Origin of the sequence: Streptomyces sp. NPDC091682, assembly GCF_044756625.1 — a bacterium.
In the GTDB taxonomy this organism is placed as follows: Bacteria; Actinomycetota; Actinomycetes; order Streptomycetales; family Streptomycetaceae; genus Streptomyces.
This window is the reverse complement of sequence record NZ_JBIVTH010000002.1, coordinates 386,111-407,146: the sequence shown is the minus strand read 5'-3', so window position 1 is coordinate 407,146 and position 21,036 is coordinate 386,111. Positions and strand designations below refer to the sequence as shown.

Annotated in this window: 17 protein-coding genes; 6 read left to right on the top strand and 11 right to left on the bottom strand. The window is 70.2% G+C overall.

Annotated elements, in window-relative coordinates; translation table 11 throughout:
* Together ACIQK6_RS06185 and ACIQK6_RS06180 are read right to left on the bottom strand one after the other, a co-directional pair.
* Window positions 1-885 carry an FG-GAP repeat domain-containing protein gene (locus tag ACIQK6_RS06185; protein WP_402694414.1) on the bottom strand — a complete coding sequence of 295 codons (885 nt, stop codon included), beginning with the start codon at window positions 883-885 and terminating at the stop codon, window positions 1-3.
* An 11-nt stretch (window positions 886-896) separates the two neighbouring features.
* Window positions 897-1,577, bottom strand: coding sequence for an FG-GAP repeat domain-containing protein (locus ACIQK6_RS06180; RefSeq protein ID WP_402694413.1), 681 nt, complete (start codon window positions 1,575-1,577; stop codon window positions 897-899).
* A gap of 652 nt (window positions 1,578-2,229) precedes the next feature.
* On the opposite strand from ACIQK6_RS06180, the gene ACIQK6_RS06175 reads away from it, so the two are divergent.
* Together ACIQK6_RS06175 and ACIQK6_RS06170 are read left to right on the top strand one after the other, a co-directional pair.
* Window positions 2,230-2,754 carry a peptidylprolyl isomerase gene (locus tag ACIQK6_RS06175; RefSeq protein ID WP_402694412.1) on the top strand — a complete coding sequence of 175 codons (525 nt, stop codon included), beginning with the start codon at window positions 2,230-2,232 and terminating at the stop codon, window positions 2,752-2,754.
* A 449-nt stretch (window positions 2,755-3,203) separates the two neighbouring features.
* Window positions 3,204-4,712: a DUF4246 domain-containing protein gene (locus tag ACIQK6_RS06170; RefSeq protein WP_329096141.1), complete on the top strand. Its 1,509-nt coding sequence runs from the start codon at window positions 3,204-3,206 to the stop codon at window positions 4,710-4,712.
* 136 nt (window positions 4,713-4,848) lie between these two features.
* On the opposite strand, the gene ACIQK6_RS06165 is transcribed toward ACIQK6_RS06170, so the two are convergent.
* The 6 genes from ACIQK6_RS06165 to ACIQK6_RS06140 all read right to left on the bottom strand — a co-directional run bounded on the left by ACIQK6_RS06165 (window position 4,849) and on the right by ACIQK6_RS06140 (window position 11,333).
* Entirely contained in the window at window positions 4,849-5,433 is a 585-nt protein-coding gene (locus tag ACIQK6_RS06165; protein WP_329096139.1) for an alpha/beta hydrolase, read from the bottom strand.
* Window positions 5,430-6,713, bottom strand: a complete 1,284-nt coding sequence (locus ACIQK6_RS06160; protein WP_329096137.1) for an MFS transporter — start codon at window positions 6,711-6,713, stop codon at window positions 5,430-5,432. The genes ACIQK6_RS06165 and ACIQK6_RS06160 overlap by 4 nt, the downstream gene beginning before the upstream one ends.
* Before the next feature lie 105 nt (window positions 6,714-6,818).
* Entirely contained in the window at window positions 6,819-7,733 is a 915-nt protein-coding gene (locus ACIQK6_RS06155) for a TauD/TfdA family dioxygenase (RefSeq protein WP_329096135.1), read from the bottom strand.
* A 48-nt stretch (window positions 7,734-7,781) separates the two neighbouring features.
* Window positions 7,782-8,756 (bottom strand): quinone oxidoreductase, encoded by a 975-nt coding sequence (locus ACIQK6_RS06150; RefSeq protein WP_329096133.1) that lies wholly within the window; start codon window positions 8,754-8,756, stop codon window positions 7,782-7,784.
* Between the two features lie 168 nt (window positions 8,757-8,924).
* A complete protein-coding gene (locus ACIQK6_RS06145) occupies window positions 8,925-9,977 on the bottom strand; it encodes a 3-keto-5-aminohexanoate cleavage protein (RefSeq protein ID WP_329096131.1) in 1,053 nt (350 codons plus the stop codon).
* Between the two features lie 333 nt (window positions 9,978-10,310).
* Window positions 10,311-11,333 (bottom strand): AraC family transcriptional regulator, encoded by a 1,023-nt coding sequence (locus ACIQK6_RS06140; RefSeq protein WP_329107433.1) that lies wholly within the window; start codon window positions 11,331-11,333, stop codon window positions 10,311-10,313.
* A gap of 243 nt (window positions 11,334-11,576) precedes the next feature.
* On the opposite strand from ACIQK6_RS06140, the gene ACIQK6_RS06135 reads away from it, so the two are divergent.
* Window positions 11,577-13,070, top strand: a complete 1,494-nt coding sequence (locus ACIQK6_RS06135) for a long-chain fatty acid--CoA ligase (protein ID WP_329096129.1) — start codon at window positions 11,577-11,579, stop codon at window positions 13,068-13,070.
* Window positions 13,071-13,532: 462 nt separating this feature from the next.
* Here ACIQK6_RS06135 and ACIQK6_RS06130 read toward each other — a convergent pair whose 3' ends face one another.
* A complete protein-coding gene (locus ACIQK6_RS06130) occupies window positions 13,533-15,575 on the bottom strand; it encodes a protein kinase domain-containing protein (protein WP_329096127.1) in 2,043 nt (680 codons plus the stop codon).
* A 160-nt stretch (window positions 15,576-15,735) separates the two neighbouring features.
* Between ACIQK6_RS06130 and ACIQK6_RS06125 the strand changes: the two genes are divergently transcribed.
* The gene (locus ACIQK6_RS06125; protein ID WP_329096125.1) at window positions 15,736-15,915 is read left to right on the top strand and encodes a hypothetical protein; all 180 of its coding nucleotides are present in this window, start codon (window positions 15,736-15,738) and stop codon (window positions 15,913-15,915) included.
* Window positions 15,916-16,139: 224 nt separating this feature from the next.
* Window positions 16,140-16,802: a hypothetical protein gene (locus tag ACIQK6_RS06120; RefSeq protein ID WP_329096123.1), complete on the top strand. Its 663-nt coding sequence runs from the start codon at window positions 16,140-16,142 to the stop codon at window positions 16,800-16,802.
* Between the two features lie 306 nt (window positions 16,803-17,108).
* Here the strand turns inward: ACIQK6_RS06120 and ACIQK6_RS06115 are convergent, their stop codons facing one another.
* Together ACIQK6_RS06115 and ACIQK6_RS06110 are read right to left on the bottom strand one after the other, a co-directional pair.
* On the bottom strand, window positions 17,109-18,008 hold the full coding sequence (locus ACIQK6_RS06115) for a phosphotransferase (RefSeq protein ID WP_329096121.1): 900 nt from the start codon (window positions 18,006-18,008) through the stop codon (window positions 17,109-17,111).
* A 128-nt stretch (window positions 18,009-18,136) separates the two neighbouring features.
* Complete coding sequence (locus ACIQK6_RS06110; RefSeq protein WP_329096119.1) at window positions 18,137-19,738, bottom strand: MFS transporter; 1,602 nt, start codon at window positions 19,736-19,738, stop codon at window positions 18,137-18,139.
* Window positions 19,739-19,950: 212 nt separating this feature from the next.
* Here ACIQK6_RS06110 and ACIQK6_RS06105 point away from each other — a divergent pair, with 212 nt between their 5' ends.
* Complete coding sequence (locus tag ACIQK6_RS06105; protein WP_329096118.1) at window positions 19,951-20,946, top strand: WYL domain-containing protein; 996 nt, start codon at window positions 19,951-19,953, stop codon at window positions 20,944-20,946.
* Window positions 20,947-21,036: the final 90 nt, after the last annotated feature.

Below are 21,036 nucleotides of genomic sequence, written 5' to 3'. Positions count from 1 at the left end.
TCAGCCGGTGATCGTGTACTGCAGGGTGCCGCTGTACGAGCCGGGGACCGTCTCCGCGGGGATGTTCCACTGCGCCGTCGACCCGTCGTGGGTGAAGGCACCGCGGGTGCCGCCGTCACCGGTCGCCGTCGTCACGGCCGGGGAGAGGCTGGTGCCCGGTTGCGGGTCGGCGCCCTCGGGGAAGTGGCCGCCCGGGCCGGGCTTGGCGGTGCCCGTCCACTGGCCGCCGGTCCCATTGAGGTGGCCGCCGGTCGTGATCTTCAGATTGCTCCACCCGATGGTGTCCGTGCCGCTGACCAGGTCCGTGGCGGCAACGGTCACCGACCAGGGGGCGGTGGTGGAGAGGGTGTTGGTGTACTTGAACGTGCCGAGTCCGGCCGGGGTGCTGACGGTGCCGGGTGACAGCGTGCCGAAGTTGACGGCCGGCAGGTTCACCTCCATCGACAGGACACCGGGCGCCTTGGCGACCTGCATCGACATCGACTGGCCCGTGCGGTTCGGCTTCGAGGCGTTCAGCAGCACCTGCGCCGCAACGCCCGTAGCAGTGGACGCGGCCGCCAAATCGGGCCGGCCGTCCGCGTTCAGGTCTCCGACGGCGTGCGAGCCGTTTGCGCCGCCCTTCACTTCGTAGAGCGGGCTCGCGTTGCGGAAGGTACCCGCGCCGTCGCCGAGGAGGACGGTGGGCTGATTGTCGGGGCCGTTGTTGGTGACCAGGTCAGGCTTGCCGTCCGTGTTGACGTCGGTGAGGGCCACGCCCTCGAGAGCGCTGCCGCCGACCGGGTGGGTCACCGGGGCGCCGAAGGTTCCGGCGCCGTCGCCGAGGAAGACGGTGATCGTCCGGTCGGTGTGCGCGATGACCACGTCGAGCTTGCCGTCGCCGTTCACGTCCCCAGTCTTCAAGCCGGAAGGGCGGAGCTGGCCGGCGGAGTAGCTGCTGGGCCGGCCGCCCCCCCCACGTAGTAGTTGCTCGCGGTGCCCAGCGCGTCGGTGCCGTCGTTGGTCCACACCGAGACGTTGTCGCCGTTGCTGTTGGAAGTCAGGACGTCCGGCTTGGCGTCACCGTTCATGTCGGCGACCGCGATGTCCACGGGGAGCATGGCGTTCGTCGATGGGTTGACCAGCGTCGGCGCGGAGTAGGAGGTTGCCGGGGCGAAGCCGCCCTTGCCGTCGCCGAGCAACTCGACGATGCTGCCCATGCCTTCCGTGCCGAGCTGCGTGGGCTGCTTGGTCAGGGCCGCGGCGACGACCGCGTCCAGCCGGCCGTCACCGTTGAGGTCCGCGAGCGCGACCGCCGTCGGGAAGGTGCCGGTGTCGAGCCCGAAGGAGACACCGGGGCCGAAGCCGCCCTTGCCGTCGCCGAGCGCGGCCACCAGGGTGTTCGATCCCTTGACCGGGGTGACGAGGTCGGCCTTGCCGTCGCCGTTGAGGTCGCCCAGCGCCGGGGCAGTGCCCTTCCCGGAGCCCGCGGGCAGCGGGACGGCGGTCGCCCCGCCGAAGGAGACGGTGGGATCCGGTGCGGCTTGGGCGGCCGGTGCCAGACCCAGCCCGGCTACGAGTGCGGCTGCGGAGCCGAGCACGAGCCCGGCTCTGCGTGGTGTGGAAGTCTTCAACGTACCCGCCCCTTGGGGATTTCGTGACACGCCGACGGGAGGAGTCGACCTGCGGTGGTGTGATGGACAGTCAGGTGGAGTCAACACCGCCGCGCCGGGAAAATTGAGTGGATGTCCCACCAGTTCCGGAGCCACTCCGCGGGTGTGAGCTGGTGATTCCTACGATCGGCCAGCGGGCTGGGCCGGGCACTCACGCGAAGTGTGGGGAGGGTGCCCGCAGTCCGAGGGCGCAGCAGGCTTGATGGTCGGCGTCCACGCAGTGGATCCCCTTGGCCCTGGCAGAAGGGCCAAGGGCGTGTCTTCCGGAAGCATCGGACCGTGGCGACGCTGATCGGCCGAAAGTTCCACTCCCGCCGACCGAACCACGCCCTAGACTGCGACCGCTCCAAACCTGGCGATCATCGGGAGGGCGTGCAAGATGAACCGAGCACTCATCAGTGCATTCGCGGCCGTGGTGTTAGTCGTGTCCGGGGGGAGTGTCGCCGCCGCTTCCGACGGCGCTCCGCCGCGCACCACGCACGGCCCCTGTCAGTACGCGCAGACCCCGGACGAGCCGCCGGCGCGCTCCGTCCCGCTGCCGCCCGACCCGCGGCGCACCCCCAGTCGCGGCACGGTTGACATGGCTGTTGCGACCAGTCAGGGCCCGCTCCCGCTGCACTTGGACCGGGCCAAGGCGCCGTGCACGGTCCAGAGTTTCCTGCACCTGGCACGGCACGGGTTCTACGACCGTACGGTGTGTCACCGTCTGACGGCGTATCCGACGCTGAAGGTCCTGCAGTGCGGCGACCCGACCGGTACCGGTGAGGGCGGGCCCGGGTACAAGTACAAGGACGAGCTGCCGGTGGACCTGCCGCCGGCACCGACCGATCCGACCGGCGCCCGCCGTCTCTACGGGCGCGGCCTCCTGGCGATGGCCAACGCCGGTCCGGACACGAACGGCTCACAGTTCTTCGTCGTCTACGGCGACTCCGCGCTGCGACCGAACTACACGGTGTTCGGCACGGTCGGCCCCGACGGCCTGGCAACGCTCGACAAAACCGCCGCCGGGGGAATCGAGCCGACTGCGGAGGACCCGGCACCGGTCGACGGCACACCCGTGCTGCGGACCGAGCTGCGCCGCGTCCGGCAGTCCTGCTGGCATTGACGCACCGCGACGTGGCCGCGTCCTCGGTGAGTGCGCCTGGCGCCCGTGGCCGTCCCCGGCGGACCCTGCCGGCCGGGTGAAGCGTCCGGGTGCGCAAGCGGCGGGATCCGGACCTTGGGCCCGGACTACGCGAAGCGCCCAAGGTTCAACCCGTGGACTCCGCACGGTGCTGCCCATCGACATCGCCCCGATCGTCCGGTCCCGGCTCCCTGCCGGGGCCGGACTCCGCGACCGCGCAGAGCCGGAGCGCCAGGCGCGCTGACCTGTACGTGTTGCCACGCAGGCTCGAGATGTCGCGCAGCAACGCCTCCACCCCTGCCCGTCCTTCGCGCTACGACGTCGAAGCCTGGCTCCCGGACCGGCGATGACAGGGACCACGGGCGGGCGATGTCAGTCGGCTGAACTATCCTTCCCGCCACAGCACGCCTACTGAGCAAGGACCAAGAGAATTGACCGGCCTGCCTGCTTTCCCGCTGCCTTTTGCTGCTTCCCGTTCCCTGTCGTTCGCGACACCCCGAACACTGCGGGAACTTCAGATGATGCAGTACAGCGCGCTCATTCGGGCCAAGCCGGGGTGGTTTGACAAGATGAACGATGCCGACATCGTCGCCAGGTGGATGCAGGAGGCGGTGGCCCAAGGCCTCACCGAAGCTCAGGTTCGTCACGTGCTTGCCGAACTCCTGCACTACGCCGCGCTGAGGGACGGACGAACCGGCGTCGAGGTGTCCGCCGTCGACGGGGTGTGGCAGTCGGACGCGCTGGTCGACGACGAGCTCGGATTCCGGCTGCGCGAGGCGGTTCGGGTTCTGGAGCGGGCCCCCGAAGCGGAACGGGACTGGCACCCCGGATCCGACGGCCAGGTACTGGATCTCGTTCATCCCTCACTGTTCTGCCTGGTGAGAGAGGTGAGCGGGGCGCCCGAGAGGGCTTGGGAGAATCCGACGGACCGCTACTCGAAGTACGAGTTCTCGGAGAAATTCCAGTGGCTGCCCACAGACGTCGACGTCAGTGACGACGGCGCCGTCGCCTTCCGTTCCTACGTCAACAACGTTCACCCCGAGGTTCATCGCGAACTGGCCTCCGTCCTACCGGACTTGTTCGCGTGCTTCCGCCCGCTGCTGGAGAACGTGCTCACCGATCTGCGCCATCCGCGACCCCTGCGAATCGAGGCCGATCCTTACGGGTGGTACGACTCGAAGCCGGAGTATCCGAAGAGGACCTCCTACGACGATGACGGGGCCTACGCGGAAGCCCGCCGTGCATGGGGAGAAGCCCATGACGACTGGTGGGAAAACCGTCGCCCGGCCGTCCCGGACGCCCCGGCCTTCACGGCGCCCGAGTTGCCCGGAGAATCCTCCCGGGTCGACCTGCGCGGGCGCAGCCTGCAGGTCATCGTCAAACTCGCCACCATTCATCTCACCCCGGACAAGCCCGAGTACCCCGGCGGTTCCTGGCACGTCGAGGGGATGATGAACGAGCGGATCGTCTCGACCGGCATCTACTACTGGGACAGCGAGAACATCACCGAGAGCCGGCTGAGCTTCCGGGCGGCCCTCGACGACCCGAACTACGAACAGAACGACGACGACGGCCTGCGCGAGGTCTACGGGCTGGAGGACGAAGACGCACTGAACCAGATGCTGGGATCGACATCGACCCCAGCGGGCCGCTGCCTGGCGTTCCCGAACATCCTGCAGCACCGCGTCGGCTCGTTCCGCCTGTCGGACCCCACACGCCCGGGACACCGCAAGATTCTGGCGTTCTTCTTGGTCGATCCGTCGGAAAGGATCGTTTCGACATCCGATGTGCCGCCGCAACAACCCTGGTCCGACACCTCGACCATGACGCTCGAGCAGGCCAAGGACTACCGGGAACAACTCATGCAGGAACGCAAGTTCTTCGTCGACGAACACAACGAGCAGCTCTACGAGAGAGAATTCTCCCTCTGCGAGCACTGAACCTCTTCCGGCCCGCGACCAGGCCTGCGCAGTCGCGGAGGAAGGAATCAACGGGCGACGACACCCATCCGGCGGGCCCCGGCACCCGCCGGTGCCGGTGTTCGTCGTCGTCCTTCGCGCGGGGCCGTACGCGGGATCAACTGTGTTCGAGCTCGCGGAGGAGTTCCTCCCCCCTCGGCCACGAGCCGTGGCCGGAGGCGGGGTTGAGGTGGCCGACGTCGCCGAGTTCCACGAGGCGGCCACCCCAGTTCCGGGCCAGCTCGGCCACTCGCTGCACGGTGCCCAGCGGGTCGTTCGAGCTGGCCGCGACGATGGTGGGGAAGGGCAGCGGCGAGCGGGGCACCGGGTTCCAGCCATTCGCGTCGAGCACGTCGGTGCTGGGGTAGCCCTCCGGCAAGGGCTGCTCGAAGTCCGGCGGCGTCACCAGCAGCGCCCCCTGTACCTGCGCCTGCGCCGGGTGCCGCCGGGACCAGTGGACGGTGGTGATCACACCGGCGCTGTGGGCAACCAGTACGACGGGCCCCGCGATCTGCACCACCACCTCGTCCAGTGCGGCGACGCCTGCCTCGCAGCTCAGCCGGTCCTGCGTCAGCGGGGGCACGGTGCGGACGCTGCGCCCGGCCTCGGTGAGTCGAACCGCCAGCAGGGTTTGCCAGTGCTCCTCGACGTGGTCGCGCAGGCCGGGGACGATCACGACCACCGGATCGGTGGTACCGCTCACGAGGACACCTCCCTCTTCTGCGGCTCCGTCCCCGGAGCGACCCCGGTCAGACGGTGTACGTCACGGTCGTAGGAGTGGCGGCCGAGCAGGAACGCCGCGGTGGCCGCGATCGCCACGAGCGGGACGAGCCGGAGCGCGCCGAGCAGACCGAGCCGGTCGGCGAGCATCCCGGTGACCGCGGGGCCGGGGGCGAGTCCGAGCAGGCTCTGGGCCAGCGTGAGCGTGGCGAACGCCGTGGCGGCGATCGCAGCGGGCGTCAGGTTCGCCACCATGGCGGCCCCGGGCCCGGCCGTTCCGGCGCACAGCACGGTTCCCAGCCCCAGCACGAGCAGCTGTACGGGGCTGGCCGGTAGGCGGAACGCGGTCATCAGTAGGACGAGGGAGCCCACGCTGCAGCTGATGGCGACGGCCCACTTGCGGATCGGGGCGCGCCGGCTGATCCGGTCCGAGACGATGCCGCCGACGATCATGCCGATACCGATCACCAGGGCGAACAGGCCCGCGGTCGCTCCGGCTTGTGCGGTGGGCATGTCGTAGTAGCGGTTGAAGTAGCTGGGCAGCCAGGCGATCAGGGCGCCCGCGATGAACAACTGCAGACCGCTGCCGACGTAGGCGCTGACCACCGAGACGGAGGAGAACAGCCGCGGGAGGAGCACGCGGAGGTGGTCACGTCCATCCGTGCCGGCCCCGTGCACCGCCGGATCCTGCCGCGGGGCCAGTTGCTTCTCCTTGACCACCACGGCGTAGATGCCCGCGAGCACCAGGCCGAAGACCCCCATCACGCCGAACGCCCAGCGCCAGCCGTACGCCTGGGCCACGGCGCCGCCGATGGACACGCCCAGGACCGAACCGAAGGCCCCGCCGGCGATGAAGGCCCCCGAGAGCGTCGCCCGCAGGGCACGCGGGAAGACGCTGAGGACCACGGCGATACCGACACTGCCGTACGCGGCCTCGCCGATGCCGACGAAGAGCCGGCCGGTGAACATCTGGTCGTAGTTCGCCGCCACCGCACAGCCCAGGGTTGCCAGGCTCCACATCGTGGCTGCGATGACCAGGGACCTCACCCTGCCCCATCGGTCGGCCAGCAGCGAGAGCGGGAGGGTGAGCAGACCGACCGCCAGCGCCACGATGCCGCTGAGGGAGCCCAGTTGGGCGTCCGAGAGGACCCAGTCCGCCTTCAGCATCGGGAAGACGGCGTTGAGGACCTGCCGGGACATGTAGTCCGAGAGCAGGAGTCCGAAACTCAGTGCAAAGACCACCCAGGCGTAGCGCCGGGACACGGGCCACTCCGAGGAACCGGAACCGGTTCTTCCCGGGGCGGCTTCCGCAGTGGTGAGAAACCCCATTGTCATCACCTCAACTGCTCGTGGCGGAAAGGGAAAGGGTTAGAAGGGCCGGTCGCCGACGATTCCGGCGCGCTCCATCTTGCGGACGGCGGGCCAGTAGTCCTGGACGGCGTAGTGCTGGGTGGAGCGGTTGTCCCAGATGGCGACGCTGTTCGGCGTCCAGCGCCAGCGCACTTGGTACTCGGGGACGGCGGCCTGGCTGATCAGGTGGTTCAGCAGGAGGCCCGCGCCGGGGGCGTAGTCCGTCCCGAAGCGCACGTTCTCGGGGGTGTGGTAGTTGACGAAGTGCGTGGTGAAGGCGTTGACGAAGAGGATCTGTTCGCCCGTCTCGGGGTGGGTGCGCACCACCGGGTGCTCCGCGTCGGGGAACCGCGCTGCCAGCGCGTGACGTTCCTCCGGTGGCATGGCGGCGCCGAAGGTGGCCTCGATGCTGTGCCGGGCCCGCAGTCCCCGGATCTGCGTCTTGAGGTGCTCCGGCAGCCGGCGGTGGGCCTCGGCCATGTTGACCCAGATCGTGTCACCGCCCACCGGGGGCGACTCGATGCAGCGCAGTACGGCGCCCATGGGCGGGTTCTCGCGCCAGGTGGCGTCGGTGTGCAGCGCGTTCTCGTAGTGCTCGGGCGCGCTGTCCGGATCTTTGTAGATCCGTACCAGGCCGGGGTTGTCGGGGTCACTGCCGGCCACCGGGTGGTCCTCCAGCGGGCCGAAGCGCTCGGCGAAGGCGACGTGGTCGGCGCGCGTGATGTCCTGTTCCCGCAGGAACAGCACCTTGTACTGCAGGAGCAGGGCCTTGATGTCGGCGAACAGGTCGTCGTCGTGCACGGCGTCGCCGAGGTTCACTCCGGAGAGTTCGGCGCCGATGGTGCAGGTCAGCGGCTCGACCTCGATCGAGCCGCGGGAGTGGGCGCGCACCGACCAGAGTGCGCCTTCCGACGAAGAGACGGTCTTTTCCATGGTGCTTCCTCCTGGAGGGGGTGGAGACGCGCGTGATGTGGCAGCGGCTCAGAGGACGAAGACGGACGATCCCGTGGTCCGCCCCGACTCCAGCTCGCGGTGCGCCCGTACGGCGTCGTCGAGCGCGTAGCGCTGGTTGACTTCGATGGCGATGCGTCCGGAAGCGACGTGGTCGAAGAGCTCTCCCGCCAGCGCCGCTCGCTCCGCAGGGTCGGCGATGTAGTCGGCGAGAGCCGGCCGGGTGACGAACAGGGAGCCGCTGATCGCCAGTTGCATGGCGTCGATGGGTGGGACCGCTCCGGACGCGGTACCGAAGCAGACGAGCAGACCGCGGCGCCGTAGCGAGGCCAGGGAGGCGGCGTAGGTGGACCTACCGATGCTGTCGAAGGCGACCGGGACGCCGACGCCGTTCGTCAGCTCGCGCACCCGCTCGGCCACGTTCTCGCGCGGGTAGCGGATGACGTGGTCGCAGCCGTGGGCGCGGGCGAGCTCGGCCTTCTCCTCGGTGGAGACGGTGCCGATGACGGTCAGCCCCAGCAGCTTGGCCCACTGGCAGACGATGAGGCCGACACCACCCGCCGCCGCAGTCAGCAGGATCGTTTCCCCGGCCTTCAGCGGGTGGATCCTGCGCAACAAGTAGGCGGAAGTGAGGCCGCGCATGGTCATCGAGGCGGCCGTCTCGAAGCCGATGCCGTCCGGCAAGGGGATCAAAGAGCCGGCGTGCATGACCCGTTCCGTGCTGTAGGCACCGAGCGGGCTTCCGGTGTACGTGACCCGGTCGCCCTCGGCGACGTGGGTGACGCCTTCGCCCACCGCCTGGACCACCCCCGCTGCCTCGACACCCAGTCCGGCGGGCAGCGGTGCGGGATACAGGCCGCTGCGGAAGTAGGTGTCGGCGAAGTTGAGTCCGACGGCTTCGTGCCGGATCCGTACCTCGCCCGGCCCGGGGTCGCCGACGACGACCTCCTCCCGGCGCAGGACTTCGGGACCGCCGGTCTCCTTGAAGCGAATGGCGTGAGCCATGGGCGTGCTCCGTTGTTCGTGGGAGGTGGGGAAGAGAGGCTGGGGCCGCCGGTGCCGGGGGCACGGCAGCCCCGGGGCCACGGCAGCCGCTGGGGCCACGGCAGCCCTGGGGGTCCGTAGCCGCGCGGCGGCACGGCGACAGGACGGCGTGGTGGTCCCGTGCCGCGATCAGACGACGCGCAGCATGGGGCCGCGCTGGCCGGGGCGGCGGTTCGGCACCATGCCGAGACGGGCGAGCGTCTCGTCGGCCCCGGAGTAGTACTCGCCGAGCTTGTAGATCTTCTTCGCCTCGGCGCCCGTCGCGATGTTGCGGCCGAGCGCCTCGGAGATGTGCACCATCTGCTCGATCTGTTCGAGGGTGGTCATGCGCTCGCCCTTCCGCCGCCACAGGTTGTCCTCGTTGCCCACGCGCACGTGTACACCGAGCGCGATGCCGATCGCGTTCATCGGCGCCACCGCACGCATGGAACTCTCGATGGTGAGGACGGCGCCATCCGGGGTGCGACGGACGAACTCGATCAGGTCTGCCGGGTGCCGGCCCGCAAAACCGCCGCCGATGGCCACGTAGTTGAGGATCAGCGGGCCGGTGTGGACGCCGGCCCGGATGAGCCGCTCCACGGTTTCGAGCTGGGCCAGCGTGGCGAGTTGGAAGTGCGGCTGGATGCCGTTCTCGCGCAGCCGCTCCAGGTGCTCCAGGTAGAAGTCGGGGCCCGCCTCGACGACCATGTCGCGGTAGGCCTTGTAGTACTCGGGCTTCGCGATCGAAGTGCCTGCCAGGTCGTCGTCGGTCATGATCTCGACGATGTTCATCTGGCTGGTGTTGATCGCGATCGTCACTTGGTCGGGCGCGGGGTCGAGATCGGCCAGCAGGTGGCGGGTGTCATAGCTCAGCCACTTGGCCTCGCTGCCCTCGCCCTCCGGAGCGAACGAGATCGAGCCGCCGATCTGCAGGACCATCTCCGGCACGGCCTGGCGCAGTCGGCCCAGCAGCTCGTTGAACATGGACATCCGCTTGGAACCCTTGCCGTCGAGCTCACGTACGTGGATGTGGAGCACGGTGGCTCCGGCGTTGTAGCAGTCCACGGCCGCCTGTACGTGCTCGTCCATCGTCAGGGGGAGGTCGTCGGCGTCGCCGGGCAGCCACTCCGGCCCGTAGGGAGCGGCCTGGATCACCAGCTTCTCCTGGTTTTCCGGGAAGAGTGAGTCGTCGTGGAAATGCACGGTCCGTCTCCTTCGTGCGATCGGTGATCACTCGCCGGAACCATCGCCACGTGCGATGCGAGGGGTTGCGACGTCCGGCGAGGATGGATGCGGGTCACCGGGGACAGTGGGCGCATGGCGGCCCTCGTACGATCGACCGGTCTGGAGGAAGCGTGCATAGGGGAACCCGCTCCCGTCCGGCGGCCGACCGCGTCTCTGCGGTGGTGCCAAGGTAGGGGCGGGCAATCGCGATCGCTTGACCTTCAGGGACAGAAAATTTGTCATTTAGGGACATCGAGTGGGCCGTGTCGAGTGGGCCGGCCCGGCTCGGCCGGGTCGCTCCGGCCCGCGGTGTCAGTCCTGGCCGGGGCGCGGGGGTCGGCTCCTGGCGCTGCGCCATGCCCGGGGACTGCACCCGAACTGCTCGTGGAACCAGCGCGAGAAACCGCTCAGCGACGAGAAGCCCAGCAGGTCGGAGATCTCGGTGAGTGAGCGCCGTGGGTTCGCGACGAACTGCTCGGCGAGGTGCCGGCGGGTGGCGCCCAGGAGCGAGGAGAACGTCTCGCCCGAGGCGGCCAGGTGCCGGTGGACGGTTCGCCGGTCCACGCCCAGGCTTCGGGCGACCTGCTCGATCGAGCAGCGCCCCGTCGGCAGCAGGACCTCGATCAGCTCGCGCACCCGGTCCGCGGCGGTGGTGTCCCGGGGCACGGTGATCGCCTCGAAGTACTGGTGGGCGTACTCGCGAAGGAGCGGATCCGCCATCGCGTTGGGCGCGTCGAGATCGCCCGCGTAGAAGACGATGCCGTCGAACTCGCGGTCGAACTCCACGATGGGGCCGAAGGCGCGCCGGTGCGTCGAGACGTCCGCCGGTGCCGGGTGCCTGAACCAGACGGAGAGCGGCCGCCACCGGGTGTGCAGGAAGTCGCGCAGGATCCGGTGGTAGGCGGCGACGGCCAGCTCCGTGGCCTGCCGGGTGTCCATTGCTCGGCCGAGACGCAGGTCGACCTTCAGCGTGGCCAGCCCGTCCCCCTCGGACAGCCGGGTGTCCAGGACCTCGTTGTACATGTGCTGATGGCGGATCAATAGACCCAGGGCACTGCGCACATCGGGTTCCTCACGGACGACCAGACTGATGGGGCCGAGGTTGGAGAAGCGCCGGAACTCCGCCATGAGCAATCCGAAGTCCTCGTGACCCGTGGCGGCTGCCGACAGTCCCAGCACCTGGACCGCGGCGCAGCCGGAGATCCATCGGTCCTGGACGGCGAGGGCGGCAGTGTCCAGGCCCACGCGCTTCATCAGCGGCTGAGGGTCGATACCGAGCGATCGACACAGCTCGACGTAGCCGCTGAGGGCTGCGGTGCGGACCAGGGGCTTCATGTGCACGCTCCAAGACTGTCCCGAAAAGAAAAGTCCCATGTCACGCCAGGACAAGCACGGCGTGGAGCGGGCAACCTAGCATGGCGCCGTTCACCGGCCCGGTCCGCACGTGGTGACCGCCCTGGGCCCCGTCGCACGGCACCGGTAGCGCCCGCGCTCGCGCCGGGGTCACCACCCCTCGTGACGGGATCCGCCCTCGGGCTGCTCGTCGCAAGCCGAGACGAACCCAAGGAGATTGCCGACATGACCAACCTCGCCACGTTCCTCGTGGACTCCGCCGCGGCCCAGGGCGATCGCATCGCCGTCCGCCATGACGGCAAGACGCTCACTTACGCCCAGTTGGACGACGCGAGCGCCAGGGTGGCCGCCCTCCTGCGCGCCCGCGGCGTCCAGCCCGGCGACCGCATCGCGCTGGCCATGCCCAACGTGCCGCTGTTCCCGGTCGCCTATTACGGCATCCTGCGGGCCGGCGGTGTGGTCGTGCCGATGAATCCGCTCCTCAAGGCACGTGAACTGGCATTCACCCTGCGCGACTGCGGGGCGCGGATCTCGCTGGTGTTCCCCGTGTTCGCGGACGAGGCCGTCAAGGCCGCTGCCGAGACCGGAACAGAATGCCTGGTGACCGAGCCCGCGGACTTCGACGACTTGTTGCGGGCCCACGCACCGGTGCCCGGCGTCGTCGACCGTACAGATGACGACCCGGCCCTCATCCTCTACACCTCGGGCACGACCGGCACACCGAAGGGGGCCGAACTGTCCCACCGGAACCTGGCCACCAACGCGGCCACCGCGGCCGAGACGCTGCTTCGGGTCGGACCCGACGACGTGCTCTTCGGTGGCCTGCCCCTCTTCCACGCTTTCGGCCAGACCTGCGCGCTGAACACGGCCGTTGCCGCCGGCGCCACACTGACCCTGTTGCCGCGGTTCGAGCCGCAGCGCGCCCTGGAGACCATCGCCCGCGACAAGGTCACCGTGTTCCTCGGCGTGCCGACGATGTACGCCGCGCTGCTCCATGCCGAGCTCCCCGAAGGCTTCAGCGCCCGCGGGCTCCGCCTGGCCGTCTCGGGCGGCGCCTCGCTTCCGGTAGAGGTGCTGCACGGCTTCGAGCGGCGCTTCGGTGTCACCGTCCTCGAAGGATACGGACTCTCCGAGACCTCACCGGTCGCCGCCTTCAACCACCCGGACCGCCCGCGCAAGGCGGGCTCGATCGGACAGCCCGTCCGCGGAGTCGAGATGAAGCTCGTTGCCGAGGGCGGCGGCGCGGTGTCCTCGGGAGAGGTCGGTGAGATCGCGATCCGTGGCGAGAACCTCATGACGGGCTACTGGAACCGCCCCGAGGCCACGGCGGCGGCGGTCCACGACGGATGGTTCCACAGCGGTGATCTGGCGCGCGTCGACGAGGACGGCTTCTACTTCATCGTCGACCGCAAGAAGGACCTGATCATCCGTGGTGGCTACAACGTGTACCCGCGTGAAGTCGAGGAGGTGCTCTACACACACCCGTCCGTCGCCGAAGCCGCCGTCGTCGGCGTGCCGCACTCGTTCCACGGCGAGGAGATCGCAGCGGTGATCGTGCTCCGGCCCGGTGCCGAGGTCACGGCCGAGGAGATCCGGGAGTACGCCAGGGATCGGGTGGCGGCGTACAAGTACCCGAGGATCGTCACCTTCAGGGCCGAGCTCCCCAAGGGCCCCACCGGCAAGATCCTCAAGCGCGAGATCGTGGTCACCGGTAGGTGACCCTGGCCGGGCTCGCCCTGGGTCCGGCTCCTGAGGACGGCCTTCCTCTCCCGCCCCCGCTGGACGACGGGGAGCCCTGCCCGAACGGGGCGGCCGAGCCCTGCGTGGGCGGCTGATCGGCGGCGGCGGGGCGGCACGGGCGCAGCGTACCGACAGGACACAGGCCCGCGGCGAGCTGCGCACCTTGCGGCCCGAGGCGTTCGAATCCGCCGGCGCAGATGTTGCTCGCGTCGAAGGCGTACGCCCCGCAGGGGCCGCGGGCCGCCCGCACCGGAGGCTATCTCCGGTCAGAGGCCGGGCGCGGCGTTGGGGTAGTTGGGGTAGGGGTCAGACGGCGGCGAGGCTGATCTGGTCGTTGAAGACCACCGGTCGCTGGCCGCTGTCGGGAACCGCGCGGGTCCGGCCACGATCCGGATACTTCCCTCCGGCCTCCGGTACCCGGTCCTCCGCCGCCGATGAGAGTCAGTGCCAGGCCGGATGTCCCTCGGTGGTGGCGCCGGTGGTGAGCGGGCGCTCGCTGGTCTTGTCCGTGCGCACGGCCCAGATCGCGGGCTTCTCGTACGGACCGCGGACGAACGCCACCCAGGCGCCGTCGGCGGACCAGGCGGGGTCCATTTCATGGGCGCTGGTGGCGACCAGTTCACGATCGTCACTGCCGTCGGCATCCACGAGGCGGATGTCGCCCTGAGTGCCCGTGCCGTACGTCCCCGCCGTGTAGGCGAACGTGGTGCCGTCGGGTGACCACACCGGGTCGAGTGCCGGATGGGGCAGGTGGGTCACCTGCTGTGGGGCCCGGTTCGGGTCGGCGGGGTCGACCACGTGGATCTGCCAGTTCCCGGGCCCCGTCTGGAGACAGACCGCGATGCTCTTGCCGTCCGGCGACCACGCGGGATCCTCGACCTGGCCCCCGCCCGACGTGAGCTGGCGGGCCGCACCGTCGGCGACGCCGACCACGAACAGCTGCTGTACGCCGTCCTTCATGCGCAGCACGGCCAGCCGGCTGCCGTCCGGAGACCAGGACACCCTGCCGTTGGCGACGGAGGCGATCCGCCGCGCGTTCGAACCGTCGGCGTGGGCGGTCCAGACGGCCGCGCCCTCGGAAGTGCTGCGGGTGAACGCGAACGACCTGCGGTCGGGGGACCACTGGGGCAGGGTGTCGCACGTGCCCGCGCCCCCGGCGATGAGCTGCACGGGCTTCTCCGAGGCGGCGTCCCGGCGGGCGATGACGCCGTTGCACGTTCCGGGCCAGCCCGGGGCGGTGTCCTGCCGGATCAGCAGGGGATCGGCCGGGAACGGGGCAGGGGCCGGGGCGGATCCGGTGGGCGTGGCCGCGCCGGGCTTGGAACTGTCCTTGTCCGAGTCCTTCCAGGGCTGCCACACGAACAGGCCGACGGCTGCGAGCGACGTCACGAGCAACGCCGCCACCACCGCGCCGCGGTGACGCCGGGGCTTCCCCGGAACCGCCTGCGGCACCTGCGCGGGGGCGGGGGAGAGGCGCGCCGCGGGCCCCGTCACGGTGCGCGACTGATCGGTACGGGGCTCCGCGACGGCGGGCGGTGCGGTGTCCGGGACCGGGAGTTCCTGCGCGGTGTCCGACGGGCTGTCCGACGGGCTGTCCGGCGTGGTGGGACGCGCCGCCGGTTCCGGGGACGGCAGCAACTGCGTCGCCGCCTCCGGCAGCCAGGAGCCGTGATCCGGGTGGCGGACGGTGAGGGTACCGAGGAAGGCGGCCGGTGTGGGCCGTGCCGCCGGGTCCTTGGACAGGCAGGCGCCGATGGCTGCGCGGAGTTCACCGGGCACCGCGGTCAGGTCCGGCTCCTCGTAGACCACCTTGTAGTGCCTGGCCGCGGACGGGCCGTCGCCGAAGGGGGCGCCGCCCGCCGCCTGGGTGAGCACCACCCCCAGAGCGAACATGTCGACCGCGGGGGTGAGCACGCCACCGCCGGTGAGCTGCTCGGGTGCCAGGAATCCCGGCGTGCCGACCTGCAGGCCGGTCTGGGTCAGGGACGTACCGTCCAGTGCGCGCGCGATGCCGAAATCGATGACACGCGGTCCGTCCTCCGCGACGATGATGTTCGCGGGCTTGAGATCGCGGTGGATGACCCCTGCTCGGTGGATCGCCTCGAGTGCCTCGGCCAGGCCGGCGGCCAGCACCGTGAGCGTGTCCAGGGGCAGCGATCCGACGCGCGCCAGTACCGCTTGCAGGGTGGGACCGGGCACGAAGGCCGTCACCAGCCAGGCCGGCTCCCCCTCTGGGTCGGCGTCGACCACTGGCGCGGTGTGGAAGCCTCCGACCCGCCGCGCGGCCGCGACTTCGTCGGCGAACCTGCGCCGGAACCCGGGCTCGGTGCTCAGCTCGGGACGTACGACCTTGACGGCGACCGCACGGCCGGACCGGGAGCGGCCCAGGTAGACCACGCCCATGCCCCCCTGGCCGAGCCGTCCCACCAGCCGGTAGCGGCCATCGCCGAGCGAGGTGGGATCACCCGTTTCGAGCGGCTTCACATGTCCCCCGTTTCACACCTTGCGCGATGAACAGCCTCTCCCTACATGTCGTGCCGACCACCAGTCAAGCGAGACCCTCGCGGAGACCGGACCGGGGCGCCCCTGACGGCTCGTCCCCTGCTCGCGTGCGGGCCTCGGGCTGGCGGCGGTGGGCGTGTGCGTGCTGCTCGCACGGCGGCTGCGCGGACGGTACGGCCGCCGGCTCGGGGAGAGCTGGCCGGGCCTCGTCGCCGGTATCACCGTCTGGTTCAACGTTCTGGCGATCCCGATGGAACTGATCCAGCCGTACGTCGTGCACTCGGCCGCCGCGGCGGGGATCAACCTCGGCGACGGGTGCTGACGAGCTGACGGTGTCCATGCGGTACGCGACCGCCTTCGGCTCCGCTCGCGGACCGGCGGCGGCCAACTGGCCGGAGGGCAAGAGGCCGGGCACACGACAGAAGGGTCCACACCAGTGGCTACGATGCCCCCGACGGTGTCGAAGGCCTCCTATACAAGGACCGTGACGACCGGACGCGGGGCAGTGGCACCTGCACGAAGAGCTGCTGAGATGAGGAAGCCGCCATGAGTACGGGAAGGTGGCTGTGGGACTGCCTACAGCGCTACGTCATGACCGCCGCTCTCGGCTGGCTGGCCGCGGCCCTGGTGCTGCCCGTTCTGGGCGACGATCCCTTCTGGGCGTCGTTCGGCGCGGGGCTGGGAGCGGGGCTGATCGTGGTGCCGCTCCTGACGGTCGTGACCATGTTCGTGCTCGTCCTCCTGGCCGGTCGACGGTTCGAGCCGCCGACCGGCAGCGCCTCGCGGATCCGGGGCGGCTGGCTGATCGTGCTGCCCCTGGCCCTGCTGCTGCCCGTGGCCCTGCTCGTGCCACTGCAGTACCTGATCGTGCTCGGCGCACAACTCGTGTACCTGCTGTGGGTGCTGCCCTGCCAGGACGCCCGCGACACGGCGGACGTGCTGCGTTCGCTCGCCGACCCGGCCGTCCCGGCGGAGCAGCGGGCCCGGATGGCACGGGCGGTCGCGGGACTGCAGGGCAGGCCGGTCGTCGAAGCCCTGGTGCAGACCTCGGCCGACGCGGAGCCGGAGGTCGCCGAAGCAGGTCTGGAGACCCTCTGCACCATCTGGCGGCGCGACGGAGTCGTCGGCGAGGACCTGTTGCTGAAGCTCGACCCGCAGGCCCAGGACCGCGTCCGCGCCCTCGGCGTCAGGGTACGGAGCCCTTGGTGAGAACGGCGGCGTCCTGTTCCCGCACCAGGGCGCGCACCACCTCCTGGGCGGATGCAGCGAAGGGGCGCCGGACCCACCGGACCCACCCGAAGAAGGAACCCGGGGCCGAGGCCCGCAGTTCGAAGCCGCCGGGGCCCCGGCCATGAGCCAGCGGAACCGGTCGAGCTCGGCTTCCGGTCTGCAGAGCGGGTGCGCCGCGCCGGTCCAGCGCCCCTCGCAGGCCGTCGATCGGCGCCTCTCGGGCGAGGGCGGGGAGGGGCGGCCGGGGTCCGTGCCGGAACAGCCGCCGCCAGTGCACTGTGGCGCTCAGAGCCCGGCGAGGGCGGACAGCCGGATCGCCTCGTCCTCGGACAGCGACCGTATCGGTTCGCCGGTCACCACCTGCCGCTTGGACTTCCACCCCCGCAGCCAAAGGCCGGTCGCCCAGCTCACTTCGAGCTCATCACGTTCGAACCGGCGGCCGGCCACTTCCTGGTACGCCGCGAGGAACGCCGCCGACTCCGCCACGGAAGGAGCCACATAGGCCGCGGCGATCCCCACGATCACCGCCTCCGTCTCCGTGATCGCACTGTCCCAGTCGTACGCGACGTGGAGCTCTTCGCCGCGCCAGCGGAAGTTCTCCCGGAACCAGTCGCCGTGGCCGATGACCTTCGGCGCCCGCCAGCAAGCGATCCGTTCGCGCGCAGCTCGCCCGGCCCGTTCGAGCCAGTCCGGGCCCGTCACCGAGTGGAAGGGCCGCTCGACGTCCTCGGCGGTCGCCCACGCCCCGGGCTCGTCATGGTCCCAGCGGTTCCACGACGGCTTCGGTTCGAGGTCAACACCGGCGGCCAACGGACGGGCGGTGCGCACGAGCGCTTCGAGAGCCGACGCGAACGGCCCCGGATCCCGCCCCGAAGAGGGGAGTTCATCCCCTCCCTCGACCAGTGCTTCGACACTGGCGGTCCACCCCCCGAGTGGAGTGGGTGCGAGGATCGGCTCGGGAGCCGGATATCCGGAAGCGTGCAGCAGACTCTGTACGGCGAAGCAGCCTTCGAGGCGGGCGGCCGGCTTTCGAACCTTGATGACGACCTTTCGACCATCGGCGAGTACGGCACCGATCACGGCCGAAAGCCGGCCGCTCCGGAAGCGCTCGGCCACGATCCTCGATCCGAGGTGGTGCGAACACCACTGATCGAGCAGGTCGGCATCGATACGAGGGAAGTCCATGGGTCGAACCCTACGGATCGAGGCCGAGGGCGCCCTTCCCACCCGGCCCCGCGACGTCCTTGTTCGTCGCGCCCCGGCACTGGCCGGGATTATCCGACGTCAAGAACCGGTATTCCGGACTCAGGACGCTAGGAGGCGGGCGCCTGCTGGAGGTCGGCGCCGGCTTCCGGCGCCCCGTCGGAAGCGTCCTGTCCGCCCCACTGCGGGGCGTCCGGCTTGCGTTGGGGGATCAGGAAGGTCGCGAGCATTCCGAGCACCAGCAGCGCGGCGCAGGTGTAGCCGTTGATCTGGACCCCGTAGGACATGGCGTCCCGGGCGGCGTCGGCGGCCGCGGCCGTCCCGGGGTGCCGGCTCAGCCCGGAGATCATCGCGCCCGCGCTGTCGGAGACCGCCGAGGACAGCTCGGCGGCGTCGGGCGTTCCTTGCTGGGCGAGCCGCTCGGACAGGTCGGAGTCCAGCGCCGTGAAGAACGTCGACGTCAGGATCGCGATGCCGAGCGCGGAGCCGAGCTGACGCGCGGCGCTCTGGATTCCGGAGCCCTGGCCGGCCTGCTGCGGCGGTACGTCCGCCAGGACGACGCCGGTGACCTGCGCGGTGGCGAAGCCGACCCCCATGCCGTACAGGAACAGGGCGATGCCGATGACCCACCACTGGGAGTCGCTGCTCGCGAGCAGGCCGAACATCAGCAGGCCGAGCGCTTCGAGCACCAGGCCGATGCGGACCAGGCCGACGGGGCCGGTCTTCTGGGCCATGCCGAAGCTGGCACCGCTCGCGAAGAAGCTGCCGACTGCGACGACGAAGACCATCAGGCCGGTCTGGAGTACGGAGTACCCCAGGGTGTACTGGAGCCACAAGGGCAGTACGGCGAGGATGCCGAACTCGGCCAGCGCGATGATCAGCGTCGCGATGTTGCCCGTGCTGAAGGACTTGATGCCGAACAGTGAGGTGTCCATCAGCGGTGCCGTGCCGTTCGCGCGCGTCAGTCGGACCTGCAGCCGGAGGAAGAGCGCGAGGCCGATCACGGAGACGGCCAGGGCGACCGGGACGACCGACAGGTTCACCCCGTCACCGAAGGGGCCGAAGCCCTTGCGGGCTTCCCACCAACCGTAGTTGCGGCCCTCGACCAGACCGAAGGCGAGGAGTCCGAGGCCCAGCACCGACAGCAGTCCGCCGCCGACGTCGACCTTGCCCGGCTGCCGGGAGGACGGCTGGAGGAACCGCATGATGCCCGCGAGGATCAGAACCACGACGAAGACGTTGATGCCGAACGCCCACCGCCAGGAGTACGCGGCGAGCCAGCCGCCCAACAGCGGTCCGACCGCCGCGGCCGCACCGATCGTGGACCCCCAGATGGCGAACGCCTTGCCGCGGTCGCGCCCCCGGAAGGTCATGTTGAGCAGCGCCAGCGACGTCGGCATGACGATCGCGCCGCCGACGCCCTGGGCGAACCGGCTGACGATCAGGAACTGCCCGGAGGGCGCCACCGCCGCGGCGATGCTCGCCAGCCCGAAGACCACGGTGCCGACGACGAACAGACGGCGTGCCCCCACGATGTCCGACAGGCGCCCGATCAGCAGCAGCAGGGCTGCCAGGATGATCGCGTAGGACTCTTGGACCCACTGGGCGCCCAACGCGGAGATCTTCAGGTCGTCGATGATGGGGGGCATCACCACGTTGACGATGGTGAAGTCGACGACCACCAGCGACACACCGAGGGAAATCGCGACCAAACCCAGCCAAGCGTCCCGACGGGCAGGTGAGGATCGCGTTGGATTTTCAGACACTGCGTTCTTCCGATCTTCTCGATGCAACGCACCCGGTGGAACGCCGGGGGCGAAACACCGGAGCGGGAGGGGGCGTGCGCCGCCCCCGGAGCAGAGGCACCATCGCAGGAGAAGAGGACACGTGCTGACCTCTACCGATCGCAATCGGAGGGCAATTCTTGATCGCCAACCGCACACTGGAGCTCCTCGGCCTGCTTCAGGCACAGAAGGAGTGGACCGGCGACGGGCTGGCCGAGCGCCTGGGGGTGTCTGCGCGAACCGTCCGCCGCGACATCAACCGGCTCCGCGAACTGGGCTACCCCGTTACGGCGACGAAGGGCCCCTCCGGCTACTACCGGCTGTCCCGCGGGGCGCGTCTTCCTCCGCTGATAGTCGACGATGAGCAGGCCATCGCCATCGCGCTGTCCCTCCAGACGGCGCCCGACTCCGTGGCCGGCATGGGTGACGCCACCAAGCGCGCCCTGAACTCCATCAGGGAACTCCTGCCGCCCCATCTCTCCCGCCGCCTCGCGACCTTCTCCATCGAACAGATCGAGAACGCCTGGGAGCTGGCCCCGCCCCAGGTCGACCCCGGACTGGTGGCACAGCTGAGCGCCGCCGCGCAGGAGCGGGAACTCGTGCGGTTCACCTACCGGCCCATCGAGGTCGACGAGGTGGACGGCAGCGAGGTCCTCGCCGAACCCCACCGGCTCGTCGTCTGGTCGGGACGCTGGTACTTGGTCGGCTACGACCAGCGCGAGTGCTCCTGGCGCGCCTACCGGCTCGACCGGATCGAACAGCCGGCCCCCACCGGCTGGCGCTTCGCTCAGCGCGAAGTCCCCGAGAGGGACGGCGCCGACGCCACCCGCTTCGTCCAGAGCCAGCCCGACCGCGGAGACACCTCGGACACCTGGCCCTGCTGGGGCACCGTCCTGATGGAGTGCCCTGCGGCGCTGGTGGCCAAGTGGGCCCCGGGCGCGGCGAGTTTTGAAGCGGTCGACGAGCGGATCACCCGGATACGGATGGGGGCCTGGTCGTGGTCGGGGCTCATCGGCTTCCTCGTCACCTTCGGCTGCCGGTTCACCGTCGAGAGCCCGCCCGAACTCGCCGAGGCGGCCCGCCGTGTGAGGGGCCGTATCGACGTCGACATCCCCCGGGCCGACGCGCGTGCGTGACACCGGCCGACGCGTCCGCCCGGGGGCGAACCGGCCCGTGATCGCGCTCACATGAGGCAGGACAGGAGAGGCGGGAGAGGAGAGGCGGGA